Annotated in this window: 17 protein-coding genes and 1 pseudogene; 5 read left to right on the top strand and 13 right to left on the bottom strand. The window is 64.4% G+C overall.

Features of this window, described 5'->3' with window-relative positions; translation table 11 throughout:
* Positions 1-56: 56 nt before the first annotated feature.
* From HMPREF3170_RS10860 to HMPREF3170_RS10835, 6 genes are all read right to left on the bottom strand, one after another.
* Positions 57-401, bottom strand: a complete 345-nt coding sequence (locus tag HMPREF3170_RS10860) for a DUF3054 domain-containing protein (protein ID WP_070479647.1) — start codon at positions 399-401, stop codon at positions 57-59.
* Positions 402-486: 85 nt separating this feature from the next.
* Positions 487-897, bottom strand: coding sequence for a DUF305 domain-containing protein (locus HMPREF3170_RS10855; protein ID WP_083290996.1), 411 nt, complete (start codon positions 895-897; stop codon positions 487-489).
* A gap of 82 nt (positions 898-979) precedes the next feature.
* Positions 980-3,202: a copper-translocating P-type ATPase gene (locus HMPREF3170_RS10850; RefSeq protein ID WP_070479645.1), complete on the bottom strand. Its 2,223-nt coding sequence runs from the start codon at positions 3,200-3,202 to the stop codon at positions 980-982.
* 51 nt (positions 3,203-3,253) lie between these two features.
* A complete protein-coding gene (locus HMPREF3170_RS10845; protein WP_070479644.1) occupies positions 3,254-3,580 on the bottom strand; it encodes a heavy-metal-associated domain-containing protein in 327 nt (108 codons plus the stop codon).
* Positions 3,581-3,693: 113 nt separating this feature from the next.
* Positions 3,694-4,821: a sensor histidine kinase gene (locus HMPREF3170_RS10840; protein WP_070479642.1), complete on the bottom strand. Its 1,128-nt coding sequence runs from the start codon at positions 4,819-4,821 to the stop codon at positions 3,694-3,696.
* Positions 4,818-5,540 (bottom strand): response regulator transcription factor, encoded by a 723-nt coding sequence (locus HMPREF3170_RS10835; protein ID WP_070479640.1) that lies wholly within the window; start codon positions 5,538-5,540, stop codon positions 4,818-4,820. The genes HMPREF3170_RS10840 and HMPREF3170_RS10835 overlap by 4 nt, the downstream gene beginning before the upstream one ends.
* Positions 5,541-5,944: 404 nt before the next feature.
* Here HMPREF3170_RS10835 and HMPREF3170_RS10830 point away from each other — a divergent pair, with 404 nt between their 5' ends.
* The 3 genes and pseudogenes from HMPREF3170_RS10830 to HMPREF3170_RS12010 all read left to right on the top strand — a co-directional run.
* Entirely contained in the window at positions 5,945-6,520 is a 576-nt protein-coding gene (locus tag HMPREF3170_RS10830; RefSeq protein ID WP_070479638.1) for a CueP family metal-binding protein, read from the top strand.
* Between the two features lie 71 nt (positions 6,521-6,591).
* On the top strand, positions 6,592-8,067 hold the full coding sequence (locus HMPREF3170_RS10825; RefSeq protein ID WP_070479637.1) for a multicopper oxidase family protein: 1,476 nt from the start codon (positions 6,592-6,594) through the stop codon (positions 8,065-8,067).
* Between the two features lie 87 nt (positions 8,068-8,154).
* Positions 8,155-8,369 (top strand): annotated as a pseudogene (locus tag HMPREF3170_RS12010) (cytochrome c biogenesis protein CcdA); the annotation flags it as partial.
* 269 nt (positions 8,370-8,638) lie between these two features.
* On the opposite strand, the gene HMPREF3170_RS10820 reads toward HMPREF3170_RS12010, so the two are convergent.
* Genes HMPREF3170_RS10820 through trmB form a run of 4 tightly spaced genes read right to left on the bottom strand, consistent with a single transcriptional unit; the run spans position 8,639 to position 13,394 of the window.
* Complete coding sequence (locus HMPREF3170_RS10820; protein WP_246814976.1) at positions 8,639-9,637, bottom strand: lysylphosphatidylglycerol synthase transmembrane domain-containing protein; 999 nt, start codon at positions 9,635-9,637, stop codon at positions 8,639-8,641.
* Positions 9,621-11,939, bottom strand: coding sequence for an MMPL family transporter (locus HMPREF3170_RS10815; protein ID WP_070479633.1), 2,319 nt, complete (start codon positions 11,937-11,939; stop codon positions 9,621-9,623). Before HMPREF3170_RS10815 ends, HMPREF3170_RS10820 begins: the two co-directional genes overlap by 17 nt.
* Positions 11,940-11,948: 9 nt before the next feature.
* The gene (locus HMPREF3170_RS10810; protein ID WP_070479631.1) at positions 11,949-12,629 is read right to left on the bottom strand and encodes an NYN domain-containing protein; all 681 of its coding nucleotides are present in this window, start codon (positions 12,627-12,629) and stop codon (positions 11,949-11,951) included.
* A 3-nt stretch (positions 12,630-12,632) separates the two neighbouring features.
* Positions 12,633-13,394: a tRNA (guanosine(46)-N7)-methyltransferase TrmB gene (gene trmB, locus HMPREF3170_RS10805; protein ID WP_070479629.1), complete on the bottom strand. Its 762-nt coding sequence runs from the start codon at positions 13,392-13,394 to the stop codon at positions 12,633-12,635.
* Between the two features lie 329 nt (positions 13,395-13,723).
* Between trmB and HMPREF3170_RS10800 the strand changes: the two genes are divergently transcribed.
* A complete protein-coding gene (locus HMPREF3170_RS10800) occupies positions 13,724-15,547 on the top strand; it encodes a phosphoenolpyruvate carboxykinase (GTP) (protein WP_083290995.1) in 1,824 nt (607 codons plus the stop codon).
* Positions 15,548-15,607: 60 nt separating this feature from the next.
* Here the strand turns inward: HMPREF3170_RS10800 and HMPREF3170_RS10795 are convergent, their stop codons facing one another.
* A complete protein-coding gene (locus tag HMPREF3170_RS10795; RefSeq protein WP_070479627.1) occupies positions 15,608-15,991 on the bottom strand; it encodes a hypothetical protein in 384 nt (127 codons plus the stop codon).
* A gap of 11 nt (positions 15,992-16,002) precedes the next feature.
* Positions 16,003-16,743, bottom strand: a complete 741-nt coding sequence (locus HMPREF3170_RS10790; protein WP_070479626.1) for a class I SAM-dependent methyltransferase — start codon at positions 16,741-16,743, stop codon at positions 16,003-16,005.
* Between the two features lie 4 nt (positions 16,744-16,747).
* Between HMPREF3170_RS10790 and HMPREF3170_RS10785 the strand changes: the two genes are divergently transcribed.
* Positions 16,748-17,824 carry a glycosyltransferase family 4 protein gene (locus HMPREF3170_RS10785; protein WP_070479720.1) on the top strand — a complete coding sequence of 359 codons (1,077 nt, stop codon included), beginning with the start codon at positions 16,748-16,750 and terminating at the stop codon, positions 17,822-17,824.
* Here the strand turns inward: HMPREF3170_RS10785 and HMPREF3170_RS10780 are convergent.
* Positions 17,821-18,276 carry a DIP1984 family protein gene (locus HMPREF3170_RS10780; RefSeq protein WP_070479719.1) on the bottom strand — a complete coding sequence of 152 codons (456 nt, stop codon included), beginning with the start codon at positions 18,274-18,276 and terminating at the stop codon, positions 17,821-17,823. The genes HMPREF3170_RS10785 and HMPREF3170_RS10780 overlap by 4 nt on opposite strands.
* Between the last annotated feature and the right edge of the window lie 464 nt (positions 18,277-18,740).

The raw sequence follows: 18,740 nt of genomic DNA, 5'->3' as shown, positions 1-18,740 counted from the left end.
ATGATCTACGCCCTCCAGGGCGGCGACTTCCTCGCCAACATGGGTTGGCTGTCGAGCTAACGCCGCTTCAGAATCAGTTTCGCTGCACCGCGCCATCCCAGCATGAGCAGCGCCGACATGCTGCTCGCCACGATGACGAACGAGTAGTGCGGCAGCTTGTGGCGGTAGAAGCCCCAAATGATCAGGCCCACCACGATCGTGATGAGCCAAATCAGCCACCCCTTGTCTTTGCGGGTGGCCAGCCACGCCAACCCCAGCCCGACCGCGAACGGCAGGAAGGTTTCCAACCAGCCGAAGAAGTTCAGCGGCATGTCTTCGGTCTGGTGCGCGATGCGCGCGAGCAGCGCGAACGCGGCGATGGCAACGTAGTCAGCAGCAATTGCATACGGTTTTTTGATCATGCCAGACAGTCTAACGCGGTGCCAGGCGGCGCGGAGAAGCTGGTGGTGTGAGGTGATCTGAGGCGCTAGGTCTCGCAAAACCCGCTTAGCGAATTTGTGAACAGATTTGCGGTTGTGGCCGAACGGCGCGGCCTAATCTGCAAAGTGTAGCAATAGGATTGTAGTAATCCTCCCGAGGGAGTGGCTGCGGGCCCCAGGCCCCGAGCATGGCGTTCATCCGGTCAATCTCCGGTCCCTGGGCGTCAATAACCCCCTGGGCAAACTCCACAACCTGGGCGAGGATACCCTCCTTGGCCAGGGGCATCTCACTCATCTCCACGGCCTGCTGGTGATGGGGGATCATCATCTGGGCAAACATGATGTCCGTGTCGTCGTGATCGGCGGAGATCTCCCGGTCCGCCTCAGTCGTCGCAGTGTTGGTGGCCGAGGTGGTGGCATCGGTGTTGCCTGACTCGGGGGCCTCACCGCAGGCGGCTAGCGCCGGGGTGGAGGCCACGGCGAGAGCGGAAAGAACAGGGGGTGCGCCTCATGGTGGGGTCTTTCAGGGCCATATGGAGGCAGTGGAGAGAAGTGGTGGATCAGTGGACGGCGGTGGATGCCGGAGTAGGCGTGGTGTGTTCCTCCTTCGACTCGGTCGGAGCCAGGTGAGCCGGATCCAGATCAATACGGCGCAACAGCTGGGCGTTCAGGGCCACCACGATGGTCGAGGCAGACATTAAGATCGCACCCACGGCCGGGGACAACACGAACCCGATCGGTGCGAGCACGCCGGCGGCCAGCGGCACGGCGAGGATGTTGTAGCCAGAGGCCCAGATCAGGTTCTGGATCATCTTGCGGTAGCTGGCCTGGGAGAGCTCAATCATCGACAGCACTGCCCGCGGGTCATCACTGGCTAGGACCACCCCGGCAGATTCCATGGCCACATCCGTGCCGGCACCGATGGCGATACCGACCTCCGCGCGAGTCAGAGCGGGGGCGTCATTGACACCGTCACCGACCATGGCCACGCTCAAACCCCGGTCCTGCAGCTGCATGACCTTGGTGTCTTTGTCCTGGGGCAGGACCTCGGCGAAGACCTCATCAATGCCTAAGTCGTGACCGACCGCGTGGGCCACCTGCTGGGCGTCGCCGGTGATCATCGCAACCTTCACCCCGCGGTCCTGCAGGGCTTTCACGGCGGCGCGGGATTCAGGGCGGATCTTGTCCTCGACGGCCACCGCACCGATGATCTGACCGTCGCGGACAATATGGAGCACACCAGCCCCACGCTCGGTCCAGGCGCTGGTGGTGTCGGTGAGCTCGGCCGGGGTGGTGAGGTTGAACTCGCGCAGCATGTTCGGCCCGCCCACGAGGATCTCAGCGCCATCGACAGTGGCCCGGACCCCCCGGCCGGAGGCGGCGCTGAAACCAGTTGCACGGATTTGCCGACGGGACGCCTCGGGATGGGCGGCCGCGGCCTCCACGATGGCGCGGGCCACGGGGTGCTCGCTGTCGGCCTCCGCGGTGGCGGCCAGGGCCAGCAGCTCGCCCTCGGTGACGCCGACAGCTGCCGCGACATCGGTGACCGCGTGCGCACCCTCGGTCAGGGTGCCGGTTTTGTCGAAGAGTACCACGTCGATGGTGCGCATCCGCTCGAGCGCCATCCGGTCCTTGATGAGCACCCCGGATTTCGCGGCCCGCTCGCTGGAGATCGCAATGACCAGCGGAATCGCCAGGCCCAAGGCATGCGGGCAGGCGATGACCAGCACCGTGACCGTGCGCACCACAGCATCGTCCGGGCTGCCGATGATGGTCCACACCACCGCGGTGATCAGAGCGGAGATCAGCGCGAACCAGAACAACAATGCCGCCGCCCGATCCGCCAGGGCCTGGGCCCGAGAGGAGGACTCCTGGGCGTCGGCAACCATGCGTTGGATCCCGGCCAGAGCGGTGTCCCCGCCGGTAGCCTCCACCCGGATGCGGACGGTGTTGTCGGTGGCCACGGTACCGGCGACCACCTTGTCACCGGTGTCGCGGAAGACGGGACGGGATTCGCCGGTGATCATCGCCTCATCGAATTCGGCGGCTCCGTCGATGATGGTTCCGTCGGCCGGCACCCGGGCACCGGCCCTCACCAGCACGACGTCGTCGACGACCAGCTCGGAGATGGCCACGGTGCGGGTGGTCCCGTCGGTGACTTTCTCGGCTTCATCCGGCAACAGGGCAGCCAGCGCGTCAAGCGCGGAGGACGCTGCCCCGAGAGCGCGCATCTCCAGCCAGTGGCCCAGCAGCATGATGGTCACCAGCAGGGCCAGCTCCCACCAGAAGTCCAGGTCAAAACCGCCCAGCCCCAGAGTGGTGACCCAGGAGGCGACAAACGCCACGGTGATGGCCATGGCGATCAGGAGCATCATCCCGGGTTGGCGGGATTTCAGTTCATTCCATCCGCCCTTAAGGAAAGGCGTTCCGCCGTAGACGAAGATGATCGTGCCCAGCACCGGGGGGATCCAGGTGGATCCAGGGAATGCCGGGAGGTGGTAGCCGAGCAGTTGGGCGACCATGGGGCTGAAAATAACGACGGGAATGGACAGAATCAACGACCACCAGAAGCGGTCCCGAAACATTGCGGTGCTGTGTCCGGCGTGTTCGCCGTGACCATGAACGTGGTGGTCTTCGTCCAGGGCGGAGTGCGGGTGATCGTGGGGCATCGCATGGCCGTGGGTGTCGGCATCTGCGTGGTGTTCGTGGCTGGCATGATCCGGGTGGTAGGTGTGGTCTGTTTCCGGAGCGGGGTGATCACCGGAATGGTTGGGAGTGTTCATGACGTTCCTTTCGCTCAACCCGGTCGGGGTCGAGATTATGGGTAAAACTGATCAGGATAAGACGGCGTAGCCGGCCTCCTCGATGGTCCGGCGAACCATCTCCGGAGGTACGACACCGGTGACCGTGACGGTGGAGACACCACCAGCAGCGAGATCGATCTGGACGTCGTCGACCTGGGGGAGGGCTTGAAGGGCCTGGGCCACGCTTTTCGCGCAGTGCCCGCAGGTCAGACCGGTGACCTGGTAGCTAGGGGAGGATCCTCCTGCTGACGAGTCGCTGGCGGCAGGGATGGAGGCAGTGTCGGCACGTGAGGCAGGTCCGCAACAGCTGCAGCCGTGGGAGGCCATCGGCAAGAGGCGGGGCGGGGACGTGATCATGGGAAAGCTCCTTCGGGTCGGTGGGATGCGACGATGCTACGCTCTAACGCATATCCCCTGAGGTATATTTTCGAGGGGTGGAGGGCACGGCCCTCACGCGAGGCAGGGTGTGGTCACCGAGCAGCCTCCTCACTGTCGGGAGGGGACAGCGGGAGGCGGAGGGTAAACACCGCTCCGCGACCAGGTCCGGGGGAGGTGGCGGTGAGAGTGCCGCCGTGGGCCTCGATCAAGGCCTTGGAGATGGTCAGACCGATACCGGACCCGCCGTTGTCCCGGCTGCGAGCGGCATCCCCCCGGTAGAAGCGTTCGAAGATGTGTCCGAGCTGGCTAGGTGGGATTCCCTCGCCGTCATCGGCGACGTGGATGAGCGCGGTGGACGCCCCCTGGCGCTGAACGCTGATCCGGACCTGCCCGCCGGCCGGGGTGTGCCGTAGCGCGTTGGACAGGAGATTGCTCATCACCTGGCCGAAGCGTTGCCGGTCCACGAGCACCCGGGCGGTGTCCGTAATGGTCTCGACCTGTAAATCGACGCCTTTGTCAGCATAAGCTTCCCCCGCGGCAGCAGCGGCGGTATGGAGCAGATCCCCGAGCCCTTCCTCCACCAGGTCCAAATCGATCCGGTGTTCCTGGGCCCGGGAGACATCGTCAATGTCTTCCATCAACCGGGTCAGGCGGGTGAGTTGGTCAGCCATGATCGTGTGGTTGGCATTATTCCAGTCCACGACCCCGTCCTGGAGACCATCGAGGTAGACCGTGAGCACCGATAAGGGGGTGCCCATTTCGTGGGCCAGATCAGAGAGCATCTGGCGGCGGACCTGTTCGGTGTGTTCCAGCCGGTCGGCCATGGTGTTGAAGGCATGCGCCAGGGTGGCGACCTCGGGGCCTGCTTCTCCGGCGGGCACGCGGGTACGGGAGTTACCGGCCGCTAGGCTGGTAGCGGCGCGGGTGAGATCCTGCAGGGGGGTGCGCAGACGACGCGATAACCACAGGCTGGCCAGTAGGGCGCTGATCAAGGCAGTGGGCAGGGCGACGGCCAGGGTGATCAGGTTGGCGTCCCGGTAGGCCTGCTCGGCATGGAACAGCTCCAGCGAGGGGTCCTCCCGGCCGGCCATCAACATATGATCATGGAACAGGGTCGGGCCCACCGTCGTGGCCACGGCCGTGGCCACCAGCAGGCTAATCACCACGACCAACACCTGGGCGGCCAGGAAGCGGAAGGTCAGGCCGGGTCCGTGATTCATGGCTGCCCCATCCGGTAGCCCACGCCGCGCACGGTGTCGATAAACCCCCGGCCTCGGGTGTCGGTGCCGAGCTTGCGACGCAAGTTGCCGATGTGGACATCGACGATGCGTTCATCACCGACCCAGGTGGTGTCCCAGACCTCGGTGACCAGGTCGTGGCGGGTCAGCGCCTGGCCGGGGCGCAGGGCCAGGGCAACCAGCAGCTCGAACTCCGTGCGGGTGAGCTCCACGGTCGTCTCCCCCACCCGCACCTGATGGGCGACGGGGTCAAGGATGAGGTCACCAACGATCAAGGGGGTGGTCACCTGCGGTGGGGTGGTGCTGGTGCGCGGGCGGCGCAGCACCGCATGCACCCGGGTCACCAGTTCCCGGATGCTAAAAGGTTTGGTGATGTAGTCATCCGCCCCCAGGGTCAAACCGCTGATCTTGTCGTCCTCGCTGCCACGCGCGGTGAGCATGAGGATGTAGCAGTCCGAAAAGGTGCGGATCCGTCGGCATACCTCCAGGCCGTCGAGTTCGGGCAGCCCCAGATCCAGCACCACAACATCGGGGGAAAAGCGACGAGCCTCGTCCACGGCCTGGGTGCCGGTGTGCGCCTGGTGGGTATCGAAGCCTGCCCGGATGAGGTAGGAGGCCACCATCTGAGCCAGGGGTTGTTCATCATCGACGACCAGCACCCGCCCCGGGGGCGTGGTGGTGGTCGGTGTGTGGTCAGCCATAGACCCTAGTATCGCGCCAGCCAGGGGGGAATACCACCTTCACTCAGTGCCCAGCGGGGAATCTTCATCAAATCTTCAAACATCACCCTTCGATCGCCGTCACCCCTGTGCCCCCACCCCGGGCCGGCGGCATCGCCTCCCCTGGTCGGTTCAGCAGGCGCCACCAGGGATTTCACTGCCTGCGCCGCATACCCGGGGCGGGTAGAAGGACATCGCCCACGGCTGTGGAGTGGTGTCCCGGTGGTGACCTAGCCCACTGAATTCACCCCCTTTTCGCCCTGTTATAAGGCTGTGAGCAGGGTTTTTGATTTCTACTCCGTCAGGCACCCGTGCAAGATAACGGTATGGCACCGACCTTGAGGCGGTGTCTTCTCACAGTGTTACCACGATCCAAGGAGATTGACGTGAAACGAGCAGCGATCGCAGCCGCCGCCCTTGCCCTCGCCCTCACGGGGTGTTCGACCGCCGACCCGGAACCCACGGCCGACGGGACGGTGTCCCAAGATACATTCCTGACTACCCATGGCCTGGCCGACATGGACGCGGTGGAGATCATTGATCACCTCGACCGGCAGAAGGTCACTGAGCGCCCCACGGATCTGATCGCCTCAGTGCGTGCCGATGAACTGCTGCTCTCGAGCGGTGACCAGGAAGTCGTGGTCGATCTTCCCGACAATCAGACGTATGTCTCGATCGCACCCTATCTCAACTCCACCCACGACTGCTTCTACCACAGCCTCACGACCTGCGTGGGGGAACTCAGCAATGAGGACATCCAGGTCAAGATCACCGATGAGGCGACCGGTGAGGTGCTGGTGGACGAGGAGACAACCACCTTCGACAATGGGTTTATTGGCTTCTGGCTTCCCGATGATGTCACCGGCCTGATTGAGGTCAGCTACCAGGGGCGTACCGGTACCACGGAGTTTTCCACCACCGACGACGGTGCCACCTGTGTCACAGACCTGCGCCTGACGTAATGGCTCAGCAGGGCCCTCATCTGCACCTGTCTCTCCGTGTCACTGAATTCTTACACCAGGAAGGTTAAATCATGACGAACGCGTTTTCCCGACGACAGTTTCTGCTCGGCGGGCTCGTCCTCGCCGGCACCGGGGCCGTGGCCGCCTGCACCAGCGACCCTGGACCCGCTGCCTCGGCACCAGGTTCCTCCCTTCGCCCCACTCCCACTGCGCTCGGTGAGCCGACGGTGCGGCGGACACTGACCGCCCGGCCCCTCTCCCTGGATATCGGCGGCATCGAAGCCAAGACGTGGGGATACGTCTCTGACACCGGGGATGCGGCCATTGAGGCCACCGCCGGCGACGTCCTCCAGGTCGATATCACCAATGAATTGCCTGAGAGCACCTCCATCCACTGGCATGGCATCGCACTCCACAACGCCGCCGACGGTGTGCCCGGCATGACCCAGGACCCCATTGAACCTGGCGAGTCTTTCTCCTATGTTTTTGAAGTCCCCCACGGTGGCACCTACTTCTACCATTCCCACTCCGGCCTGCAGCTTGATCGCGGCCTCCACGCCCCATTGATCATCCGTGACCCGCAAGACGCTGAGGACCAGGACGTCGAGTGGACCATCGTGCTCGACGACTGGGTCGATGGTATTCAGGGCACTCCCGACGATGAGCTCGATAAGCTCACCGTAATGGGTTCGGGCGACCATAACGGGAGGATGGGAATGGGAGGTCACGGCCACATGATGCACGGCACCCCGGACCGGGTTCTGGGCGGGGATGCCGGCGATGTGATGTATCCGCACTACCTCATCAACGGACGTATCCCCCGCGCTCACCGAACCTTCGAGGCTCGCCCGGGCGATAAGGCCCGCCTGCGGTTTATCAACTCCGGCGGTGACACCATCTTCAAGGTGGCCCTCGGTGGTCACCGCATGACCGTCACCCACACCGACGGCTTCCCTGTCCAGCCCAGGGAGACCGAATCGATCTACCTGTCGATGGGCGAGCGTGTCGACGTCGAGGTCATCCTCGACGACGGCGTCTTCCCGCTCACGGCTTTGGCGGTGGGTAAGGACGACCGCGCCTTCGCCGTCATCCGCACCGCCGGCGGCCAGGCCCCCCGCCCCGATGTCGACTTCCCCGAGTTGTCGTCCACCGGACTGCTCCTGTCCTCTCTGAAGCCTGCAGACCGTGCACTCCTGCCCGAGGGCACACCAGACCGAGAAGTTGGCATCGACCTGGGCGGGCAGATGATGCCGTATGAATGGAGCATTCTCACCGACGGCCAATCCTCCTCCGCGACCGTGCAGGAGGGCCAGCGCCTGCGGATGGTCATGCGCAACAGGACCATGATGCCCCATCCCATGCACATCCACGGACACACGTGGGCGCTGCCCGGCAGCGGCGGGCTGCGCAAGGACACCGTCCTTCTCCGCCACGGTGAAACCATGATCGCCGACCTGATCGCTGACAACCCCGGTGAGTGGGCATTTCACTGCCATAACGCCTATCACATGGAAACCGGGATGTTCAGCTCGCTTCGCTACGAGTAACGCCCACAGCAGGGTTGAGTGCCGAGGTAGGCAGAGTCGCTGCAGACCACTCACCGGGCCACTGATGATCTTCCTCGGTGTTTCGGCATGCTGGTTGCGGCAGCTGCCGGTCTGATCTCGTTCGCTTCCCCGTGCGTCGTACCCCTGGTATCCGGGTATATGTCGTATCTGGCCAGTGCGGTCGGCGGGGAGGTCGACTACGACGCCGAGGGGGCACGGTGGTCACCATATGCCAGTGGGCGGTAGCGGGTGCGGCCGGGGTGTTCATTCTCGGCTTCACCATAGTCTTTGTGCTGGCCACTTCAGTACGACTACCGTCATCGCTGTGTCCTTCCTACCCGGTGTTGCACCGCGTGACCTGGGGTGTTCACGAGTTCAACGGAAGGAAGTTCCCGGGCCGGGGAACCATTTTGGGCCTGAAGCCGGTTCCGGTCGACCAGCACTCACGTTTTCCCAGGTGGCGACGTATGTCCACGAAGAAAGGTCCCGAGTTCACCGTGAGCCGGGGAACTTTTTCGGGGCGACCGGGCCAGACCGGGCCAGACCAGGCCAGGCCAGGCCAGGACCGACTTCACGCCTTGCCCAGCATGTAGCCGCGCCCGGCGTACTCCGCCGTGTGGACGACCCAGCCGATGGCGGTGATGAGGGCGAAGGAGATGAGTCGGTAGAGGACGGTGACGGCGGTGGCGTCGACAAGGGTGAGGCCGACGGTGACCAGGGAGCCGGCGAGGATGGCCTCCACGGTGCCCACGCCGCCGGGCGTGACTTGGGCGGCGCCGGCGAGTTTGGTCATGATGAACGCGAGGGTGATGCCCATGGCGGAGGTTTCGTTGAGGCCGGGGTTGAAACCTGGGGCGGTGCCGAGGACGGACCAGGCGCAGAAGTAGAGCACGGCCAGGTCGAGGACCTGGTTGAGCAGGGAGAATGCGGCAGCTGCGGTGAAGCGGCGGCGTGACATTTGGATGGCGGCGACTTGGTCCACAACGCCGCTGGCTTTGGTGGCGACGCGCTCGGGAAGGAAGCGCAGCCAGCGTTTCAGTACGGCTGGGTTGCGGGTGGCCCAGTAGAGGGCGCCGACGACGGCCGCAGTGCCCAAAAGTGATCCGGCCAGGGCCCATACTGAGAGGCGGGCGCCCATGAACACGACGGCGCTGATGCCGATGAGCGCCATCCACACAGTTGACAACGCCCCGGAGACGACGAAGAACCAGGCGCACAGGCCGGTGGAGGCGCCCCAGGACTGGTGGACGCGGAAGGTCAGCCACGCGGAGAGTGCCGGGCCGCCGGGGACGGTGGTGGACCAGGCGTTGGAGGCGAGCGTGATGTTGATGCAGTTGCGCAGGGTGGCGATGCGCCCTTCGATGTTGAGGAGCACCAGCATCACGGCGGCCATGGCGGCGATGGCGCCGAACGCGGTGGCGACGGCGCCGACGAGCGGCAGTAGGTCGGCGCGGCGCAGCGTGGTCCAGGCTTCGCCGAGGAAGGGGAGGCGGTCGCGAAACAGCACCAGGCCGACAATCAGGATGACGACGGGTGCTGTCCAGCGCAGCCACTTAGCGTTCAAGTTCACGCTTCTTGAGCTGCTCGAGGGCCCGGCGGGCTTCGAGTTCCTGCATCAGTTCCGTGAAGGGGACCAGGTCAGCGTTTTCGTTGACGGTCCTGCCTGCGCGGGCGGGGGAGGGGTCGAGGGCGATCGCTTCGTCGACGGGGGTGTGGGTGGGGTCGGAGGGGGCGTCGACAAGCGGGACGGAGCTGGAGCCTTCGCCGAGGCTGCGGTAGGCGCGCTTGACCCAGCGTGGTGCCCACCAGTTGTCCTCGCGCAACAGGTGCATGACGGAGGGCACGATGAGCAGGCGGATGATGGTGGCGTCGAGGGCCAGGGAGACGATCATGCCGAATGCGATGTACTTCATCATGACGATGTCGCTCATGGCGAAAGCGGCGGCGACCACGATCATGATGGCTGCGGCCGCGGTGATGATGCCGCCGGTGTGTGCCGTGCCGTACTTGATGGATTGGTCGGTGGTGGCGCGGTTGTGGCGGGCCTCGACCATGCGGGAGACGAGGAAGACTTCGTAGTCGGTGGACAGGCCGTAGAGGATCGCGATGATGAGCACCAGCACTGGGCTCATCAGTGGGCCTGGGGTGAAGTTGAGCAGGCCGGAGCCGACGCCGTCAACGAAGACGAGGGTGAGGAATCCGAGGGTGGCGCCGATGCCGAGCACGTTCATGATGACGGCCTTCGCTGGCAGAATCAGCGACCCGAACAGTAGCGCCATCAGCAGGAACGTGGCCAGCACCATGTAGAGCGCCATCCAGGGCAGCCGCTCCAAGAGGGCCTCGATGGATTCGACTTCCATGGCCGGGGTGCCCGCGATGTAGACGCCGACGCCTTCTGGCGCCTCGATGGCGCGCAGCTGGTCCACGACTGCTTGGCCGCCGTTGCGGTCCGTCAGCGGCGCGGAGAGCACCGTGGTGCCGTCCTTCGTCGCCTGGGACGGGGACAGCGGCTTGGCTAGGCCGGTGACTTCGCGGGACTGCAGGACCACGTCCACGAGTTGCTCGTTGGTCGCGTTGGTGACCACGAGCTTGATCGGGTCGGTGCGAAACGCCGGGAACTCTTCGTTGAAGGCGTCTTGCGCCTGTCGCGTTTCCTGGTTGGGTGGCAGGTAGCTTTCGTTGATGCCGCCGAAGGTGATGCCGACCATCGGCACGGTGAGCAGCAGCAGCGCGCCCGTCGCGCCGACGACTACTTTCTTGGAGTTGCGCATCGCCCACGCCGGAAGCCGGTACCACACGGTGTCTTCTATTCGACGCCCCCTTCGCGACGTGCGCCGCACCGACCACTTATCGATGTTCGGCCCCAGCATGCCGAACAGCGCCGGCAGCATAGTCACGGAGATGACCGCGGCGAGCATCACAGCGCTAATTGCGCCGTAGGCCACGGACTTGAGGAAGGCCTGCGGGAACATGAGCAGGCCGGACAGCGCCACCCCGACCATCAGCGCGGAGAAGAACACGGTCTTGCCGGCGGTGGTCGTGGTGGCGGCGACAGCCTCCTCGGTGCTCACGCCGCGGTCGAGTTCCTCGCGGAAGCGGGAGACCATGAACAGGCCGTAGTCGATGGCCAGGCCCAGGCCGAGCAGCGTGATGATGGACTGGGAGAAGATGTTGACCTGCTGGAACTGCGCCAGGATGGACAGCAGCGACAGGGAGCCGATGATGGACAGGATGCCCACGATCAGCGGCATTGCCGCGGCGACCACGCCACCGAAGACGAACAGCAAGATGATGGCCACGAACACCAGGCCGACTTTCTCGGCGCGGGCGATGTCGTTGGCCATGCCGGTGTCCAGCGCGTCCGCGACGGCGGTGGCGCCGGCGATCTGCACGGTGGCGTCCCCGGGCAGCGTGATGTCGTTGAGTGCCGGTTGGATGGTGCGGAAGTCTTTCAGCGTCTGCTCGCCGTCGCCGGCCAGGCCGATCGCGGCGAAGGCGGCGGTGCCGTCCTCGGTGATCTGCTGCTGGTTCGGCGCGGAGAAGTAGCTGGTGATGTGGTCGATCTGGTCGGGGAACTGGGTTTTTAAGGCCTCGATTTGTCGGTTGGCCTCGTTGAACACGGCGGGGTCGGCCACGCCCTGTGGGGCGCGGACGAGCAGGATGACGTCACCGGCGTTGTCGCGGCCAAACGTGTCGTTCTCGATGGTGGCGGCCGTGGTGGAGTCCGCGCGGGGGTCCTCCCAGCCTTCCTGCGAGAGGCGTTCGCCCAGCTTGGAGCCGAAGAGCACCTGCAGCACCACGATCACCGCGATGACCACGATTGGCAGCACCTTGCGCTGCCGGTACGCGAAATGTCCCCACCTGTAAAACACGGCCAGCTCCTACTTTTCCTTGGTGTTGTGCAGCAACGAGGTCAGTGGGCGGAATGGCTGCAGCCATGCGCCGCCGTCCGGCAGGGATTCCAGGTTGATGCGCGGCAGCGGCTCCAGGAAGACGTTCGGGATGTCCTCGAGGTCCACGAAGCGCAGAAGTGGGGAGTCGACGGCCCACGCGGCGTGCTCGTGAAACCCGATGACGGTCACGGGCAGGCCGTCTTCCGCGAGCTGTTCGAGCGGCTCTTGGAAGTTTTGGCCGTCGGCAGACGCGACGACGACGCCGCGCAGCACGCCCTCGTCGAGGCGGCGGCGGATGTGGGTGAGCATGTCCTGATCGACGTCCGAATCCTCAGCAGTCTTCGGTTTTGCGAAGACCGCGAAACCCACGTTGCGCAGCGCGTCCACCCACGGGCGGACCGATTCGGCGTTGTGGGCGGCGACGTTGGTAAACACGGTGGCCTCCGGCTCGATGGTGGAGCCGGTGTCCTGCGAGGCCTTCGCCGCGAGCCCGATCAGCCAGTGGCCGAGGGCGTCGAATCGCGGACGCTGCGACCCGGAAGGCCGCCCGCCGAGGATCGCGCCGAGCCCCATGTCAAGGTTCGGTGCGTCCCAGACAAGCAGGTAGGTTTCTGGGCCGGGTTCGGCCCCTGGTGTGTAGGGGTGCGTCTTGTCCTGCAGGTCCTGCATGGTTTACTTCTTCTCCCAGAGGTATTCGCGGATCGTATGGTCTTTTTCCAACCCTTTCCCCTCGAATTTAGTGATGACCTGACGGTCTGTCAGCAACGGCGCCTCCGGCCACGGCCAACCCTTGTATTCCAGCATGGGTTCCACGTTGACGAGTTCGTCGATCCACTCGGCATAGTCGGCGTGGTCGGTGGCCACGTGCAGTACGCCGCCTTTCTTCAGGCGCGTCGCGATAAGGTTCAGCGTGCCTGACTGGATAATGCGGCGCTTGTGGTGGCGCGCCTTCGGCCACGGGTCCGGGAAGAAGATGCGCACCCCGTCGAGGGACTCCTCGCCGAACATGCGGGCCAGCACCTCGACGCCGTCGCCCCGCACCATGCGGATGTTATCGATCTCGCCGCGCACCACGGAGCCGAGCAGCTTCGCCAGGCCCGGCTTGTACAGCTCGACCGCAATCACGTTGGTGTCCGCCTCCAGCGGCGCCATCGCCGCGGTGGAGGTGCCGGTGCCTGAGCCGATCTCGAGGATCGTCGGGTGGCCCGTGCGACCGAACCACTCGTCGACGTCGATGGGGGTGTCGCTGAGCATCTGCCCCAGGCGCGGCCAGTGCTCCTCGAAGAGCGCCTCCTGGTTGTCCGTCAGCGTGCCGCGGCGGAACGTCACCGAGCCGAGGCGCGGGTAGTCCAGGCCGGTATCAAATTCAGTTTGTGGGGGCCGCCCGTGGGGCAGTTCGCCCATGCCGGGGCGTGGATTCTCAGACATGTTCATCGTGTTCATTGTCCACACGGTGTGGTGAAATGCAATTCCCCCATTTACCCCCAAAATAGGGTGAATGTGGGTCCGGTCACGTTTGTTTTCGGGTTTGCGCGGTGAAAGAATGTTGTTTTTGCTGCGTACGGCCCATATTTATTGACGTCTCACCGTTCGGGCACACCCCTTTTCGGGGCACATTTACATGCTCACTCTTGGTCGTATCTATGAAGTATGTCACTGGTTATGACCGGGGTGGGCGTCGAAAAGCTGGAGGCAGACCAGCGTAACCGTGATTTCGATAGGCTTGGGACCTAGAGGTTTGTCTATTTTGACCAGGAGAGATTATGACCACTGCCGTGAAGCGCATCGAAGGCAACGTACCAACCGACAATGAGCAGCTCATTGCTTGGATCAACGACGCTGTCGACCTCTTTGACCCGGACAAGGTGGTTTTCGCGGACGGATCCCAGGAAGAGTGGGACCGCCTCGCAGCCGAGCTGGTGGAGAAGGGCACGCTGATCAAGCTCAACGAAGAGAAGCGCCCGAACTCCTTCCTTGCACGTTCGAACCCTTCCGACGTCGCACGTGTTGAGTCTCGCACCTTCATCGCCACCGAAGACGAGGACGGCGCAGGCCCAACCAACAACTGGCGCGACCCAGCCGAGCTCAAGGCTGAAATGCGCGAGCACTTCAGCGGCTCCATGAAGGGGCGCACCATGTACGTTGTGCCGTTCTGCATGGGCCCAATCAGCGACCCGGACCCGAAGCTGGGCGTCCAGCTCACTGACTCCGCATACGTGGTCATGTCCATGCGTGTGATGACCCGCATGGGCCAGGAAGCGCTGGACAAGATCGAGGGTGACAAGTTCGTACCGTGCCTCCACTCCGTCGGCGCACCGCTCGAGCCAGGCCAGGAAGACGTCGCATGGCCATGCAACGAGACGAAGTACATCTCCCAGTTCCCAGAGACCAAGGAAATCTGGTCCTACGGCTCCGGCTACGGCGGCAACGCAATCCTGGCGAAGAAGTGCTTCGCCCTGCGTATCGCGTCCGTCATGGCGAAGGAAGAGGGCTGGATGGCTGAGCACATGCTCATCCTGAAGCTCACCTCCCCAGAGGGCAAGGTCTACCACATCACCGGCGCATTCCCGTCCGCGTGTGGCAAGACCAACCTGGCAATGCTCACCCCGTCCCTCGAGGGTTGGACTTCCGAGGTTGTCGGCGACGACATCGCCTGGATGCACCTGCGTGAGGACGGCCTCTACGCCGTCAACCCAGAAAACGGCTTCTTCGGCGTGGCACCTGGCACGAACTACAAGTCCAACCCAATCGCCATGAAGACGATGGAGCCGGGCAACACCCTGTTCACGAACGTCGGCCTCACCGACGACGGCGACGTCTGGTGGGAAGGCATGGACGGCGACGCCCCAGCACACCTCGTGGACTGGCACGGCAACGACTGGACCCCAGAGTCCGGCGAGAAGGCCGCCCACCCGAACTCCCGCTACTGCACCCCGATCGCACAGTGCCCAACCGCCGCACCGGAGTACGACGACTGGAAGGGCGTCAAGGTCGACGCCATCCTCTTCGGCGGACGCCGCCCGGACACCGTGCCGCTGGTCACCCAGGCGCACGACTGGGAGCACGGCACCATGATCGGTGCAATGCTCTCCTCCGGCCAGACCGCAGCCTCCGCAGAGGCGAAGGTTGGCTCCCTGCGCCACGACCCGATGGCCATGCTGCCGTTCATCGGCTACAACGTCGGTGACTACTTCCAGCACTGGATCGACATGGGCCGCGAAGGCGGGGACCGCATGCCGGCGATCTTCCTGGTGAACTGGTTCCGCCGCGGCGAGGATGGCCGCTACCTGTGGCCAGGCTTCGGCGAGAACTCCCGCGTCCTGAAGTGGATCGTGGACCGCATCGAAGGCCGCGTCGGCGCAGACGAGACCGTGGTCGGCTACACCGCCCGCGCAGAAGACCTGGACCTGGAGGGCCTCGACGAGCCAATCGAGGACGTCAAGGAAGCCCTCTACCCGGATCCGAAGCTGTGGGAGGGCGACGTCGCTGATGCCCGCGAGTACTTCGCTGGCCTCGGCGACCGCGTTCCGAAAGAAATCTTCGAGCAGCTGGACAAGCTCGAGGAGCGCGTCAACGCCGCGAAGTAAATCGCAGTAAGCCTCTAAGGTAAAAGGCCCGCCGTGTGGCGGGCCTTTGCTTATGTGAACTTAGCGAACAGTAATTTTGACGACCTGCGGTTGATCAAAGTTGCTGACCTGCGCGTGGCCTTCCAGCCGTGTCTTTCCGGAGGACAGCGCCGCGACACTCGGGCAGGACGCGTCGATGCGTTCTTCCCCCGGCTCGAGCTTCCAGTAGTAGACGGAGTTCTTGTCGGTGTAGTGCACCTTTTCCTGACGCAGGCCACCGAGTGAGCATACGCCCGCTGACTTGCCATCTTCGGTGACTACCTGGATGACTGACTGCTCGCCACGAGGCTGCACGACGGGCGCTTTCGAGTTGGTTTCGCCCATCACGACGGCCACCACGATGGAGACCACCGCCAACACGGCTGCGAAAATGGACGGGGCTTGGAATTGGATGGGGAGTTTCATGGTTACGTATCCTACCCCCGCAGCACGACCACCAGGTTGGAAACCGCAAACTCGCGAAGCAGGGGCACCCGCGTGAGCCACCAGGCCCAGCGTGGGTGGTAGCGCGGGAACGCAGCGAGGAGCCTGCCGGTCGACTCCGCCCACGCCACACCCTCCTTCGCTGAGACCGCGAAGAGGGACTCGCCCCACTTGTTCTTCGGCTCGTGCCCGTGAGCGGCCACGTAGCGCGAACGGGCGAACTCGCCACCCACGTAGTGCTGCCACAGACCGGTCTCGTGCCCGCCGAAAGGGCCCAGCCACACCGTATAACTCAGCACCGCCAGGCCGCCGGGCTTGACCACCCGCAACATCTCCTCAGCCATCGTCTGCCAATCCGGGATGTGCTCGGCAACGTTGGAGGAGTACACCACGTCGAAGGAGTCCGTGGCGAAGGGGAGCGCGGTGCCGTCGCCACGAACGGAGCCGTAGCCGGAAATACCGGCGGCGGACAGCTCCGAGACGCTCGGCTCCACGCCCACATAGAACGTGTCCGCGAAGGCCTCGGCGAAATAGCCCGGCCCACCGCCCACGTCTAACACCGACTTGCCCCGCAGGGGGGATGCGGTGAGGTCGGAGGAGAGGGCGTCGAGAAGCTGGTAGGTGTCGCGGGCCAACCCCTCGTAGAAAATGCGGGGCCGGAACTGCTCATAGCGAAACGAGCGCAACAAGCGCAACGAACGTGCCAAGGTGGCCAGGTGGCGGGTACGGTACATGACAATGAAGATACTGCTGATGTGTTGGCGCGACTCTACCCACCCACAAGGTGGCGGCTCCGAGGCGTACCTGGAACGCGTCGGCGAAGCACTCGCGGCCGCCGGCCACCAGGTGATCTACCGTACCGCGAAACACACCGACGCCCCGCGCATTACCCGTCGAAACGGCATCCGCTTCGAGCGCGCCGGCGGCAAATACAGCGTCTACTTGCTCGCGCCGTTCGCCGCGTGGCGGCACCGGCCCGACGTCATCGTGGACACCCAAAACGGCATCCCCTTCTTCGCACGCCTCTACTCGCGGGCCACGACCGTGCTGCTCACCCACCACTGCCACAAGGAACAGTGGCCGGTGGCTGGGCCGATCATCGGGCGGTTCGGGTGGTGGCTGGAATCCAAGGTGGCGCCGCGGGTGTATCGCTGGGCGCCGTATGTGACGGTCTCGCAGGCCTCGAAACGCGACCTGGAGGCGCTCGGGGTGGACCCGGCGGCGATCCGCATCATCGAAAACGGAGTGGACCCAGTGCCCGCCGAACTGCCCACCCTCGCCGACGACGGCCGCACCCACGTGGTCACCCTCTCCCGGCTCGTGCCACACAAGCAGATCGAGCACGCCATCGACGCCGTCGCTGCCCTCGACAACGTGGTGCTCGACGTGATCGGCTCCGGCTGGTGGGAAGACCAACTCCGCGACTACGCCGGCGACCTTGCAGGCGAGCGCGTCATCTTCCACGGCCACGTCGCCGACGACCACAAACACGCCCTGCTCGCTCGCGCGCAACTCCACCTCATGCCCAGCGCCAAAGAAGGCTGGGGCATCGCCGTCATCGAAGCCGCCCAACACGCCGTCCCCACCATCGGCTACGCGGGGGCAGGCGGCCTCGCCGACTCAGTACAGCACGGGGAAACCGGCATGCTCGTGGAAACGCAGGCCGAGTTCGTCGCCGAAGTCGCCCACCTTCTTGACGACGCCCCCCTCCGCCACACCCTCGGCACCCAGGCGCAACAGCGCGCCGGGACCTACTCGTGGGCGGAAACTGGGCGCAAGTTCACCCAGTTCATCGACTCTCTCACGCGCCCTTAGAGCAGCTCCGTCGACCAGTTCAACTGCTGAATCTTCGTATCCAGCTCCCGGTACTCCTTCGCCGCCTTATCCGCCATCGCGCGCAACTGGCCCACATCCACAGTGGACACATACCGCACCTCGGAGGCCGAATACCGATCCGCGCGTGCCGACGCTGCATCAGCCACCGCGCTATAAAACCTCCGAGCGCGCAAAAACGCATCCCGACGCGCAATCGCATCCGTCAACGTTGCGTCCCCCTCAAACGGCGTCGACGCATTCGTGTGGTTAATCCGGCGCACCAGCGTCTCAATGCTCTGCAGCACCGACGCCGACTCCTGCAGCAACGCCTCCGAATCCTCCACCGGGGTATCCCCCTCCTGGATCCGCGCATTCTGCGTCAAACGACGCTCCAACTCATTCAGCCGATCCTGTGCCTGCGCCCGCTTCGCCAGCGCCTCTGCCAACAACATCGCATCCTCCTTCAAAAAATAGGCGGCCACCCCCAGCACCGTGGTAGTTCCCAATTCTCATGTGCACTGTACCCGTGTACCTTGTGCAGGCTTAGGGATCAATCACAGGGACCCGGAAAGCCACCGGGTTACAGGTTTGGGTGGTTTCCAATTGCGCCCGAGGAAACCGGTCGGGCTGGTGCTCGCTGAGTGGCCTGTGCACCACGATAGCAGGTTGGGGGCGTTGGGGTTGGTGCCGGTTTCGGGTCTGGTTTCGTGGCTGGTTTCGGGGCAGGTTTCGGTCCGGTTTTGCTCCGGTTTCGTTCCGGTCGAGGTGTTTAAGGAGTGCGATGCTGGTCGCCGAAAATCGACCCGGTGGGGTGAGAAAGCGCGACCTGCATCGCACTCCTTGAATCCCACGCTTTGAGTGGTTTTGAGGGTGAGGAGCATGTTTCGCGTTCGCGTATATAGCGACCCAACGCGCG

Source organism: Corynebacterium sp. HMSC08D02 (genome assembly GCF_001807505.1).
In the GTDB taxonomy this organism is placed as follows: Bacteria; Actinomycetota; Actinomycetes; order Mycobacteriales; family Mycobacteriaceae; genus Corynebacterium; species Corynebacterium pseudogenitalium.
This window is presented reverse-complemented; position numbering and strand designations above follow the sequence as displayed.

Coding starts and splice junctions, on each gene's coding strand:
- HMPREF3170_RS10845 (WP_070479644.1), bottom strand. CDS start 3,580: ATGATCACGTCCCCGCCCCGCCTCTTGCCGATGGCCTCCCACGGCTGC.
- HMPREF3170_RS10850 (WP_070479645.1), bottom strand. CDS start 3,202: ATGAACACTCCCAACCATTCCGGTGATCACCCCGCTCCGGAAACAGAC.
- HMPREF3170_RS10810 (WP_070479631.1), bottom strand. CDS start 12,629: ATGCAGGACCTGCAGGACAAGACGCACCCCTACACACCAGGGGCCGAA.
- HMPREF3170_RS10835 (WP_070479640.1), bottom strand. CDS start 5,540: ATGGCTGACCACACACCGACCACCACCACGCCCCCGGGGCGGGTGCTG.
- HMPREF3170_RS10825 (WP_070479637.1), top strand. CDS start 6,592: ATGACGAACGCGTTTTCCCGACGACAGTTTCTGCTCGGCGGGCTCGTC.
- HMPREF3170_RS10785 (WP_070479720.1), top strand. CDS start 16,748: ATGAAGATACTGCTGATGTGTTGGCGCGACTCTACCCACCCACAAGGT.
- HMPREF3170_RS10790 (WP_070479626.1), bottom strand. CDS start 16,743: ATGTACCGTACCCGCCACCTGGCCACCTTGGCACGTTCGTTGCGCTTG.
- trmB (WP_070479629.1), bottom strand. CDS start 13,394: ATGAACATGTCTGAGAATCCACGCCCCGGCATGGGCGAACTGCCCCAC.
- HMPREF3170_RS10780 (WP_070479719.1), bottom strand. CDS start 18,276: ATGTTGTTGGCAGAGGCGCTGGCGAAGCGGGCGCAGGCACAGGATCGG.
- HMPREF3170_RS10840 (WP_070479642.1), bottom strand. CDS start 4,821: ATGAATCACGGACCCGGCCTGACCTTCCGCTTCCTGGCCGCCCAGGTG.
- HMPREF3170_RS10860 (WP_070479647.1), bottom strand. CDS start 401: ATGATCAAAAAACCGTATGCAATTGCTGCTGACTACGTTGCCATCGCC.
- HMPREF3170_RS10800 (WP_083290995.1), top strand. CDS start 13,724: ATGACCACTGCCGTGAAGCGCATCGAAGGCAACGTACCAACCGACAAT.
- HMPREF3170_RS10795 (WP_070479627.1), bottom strand. CDS start 15,991: ATGAAACTCCCCATCCAATTCCAAGCCCCGTCCATTTTCGCAGCCGTG.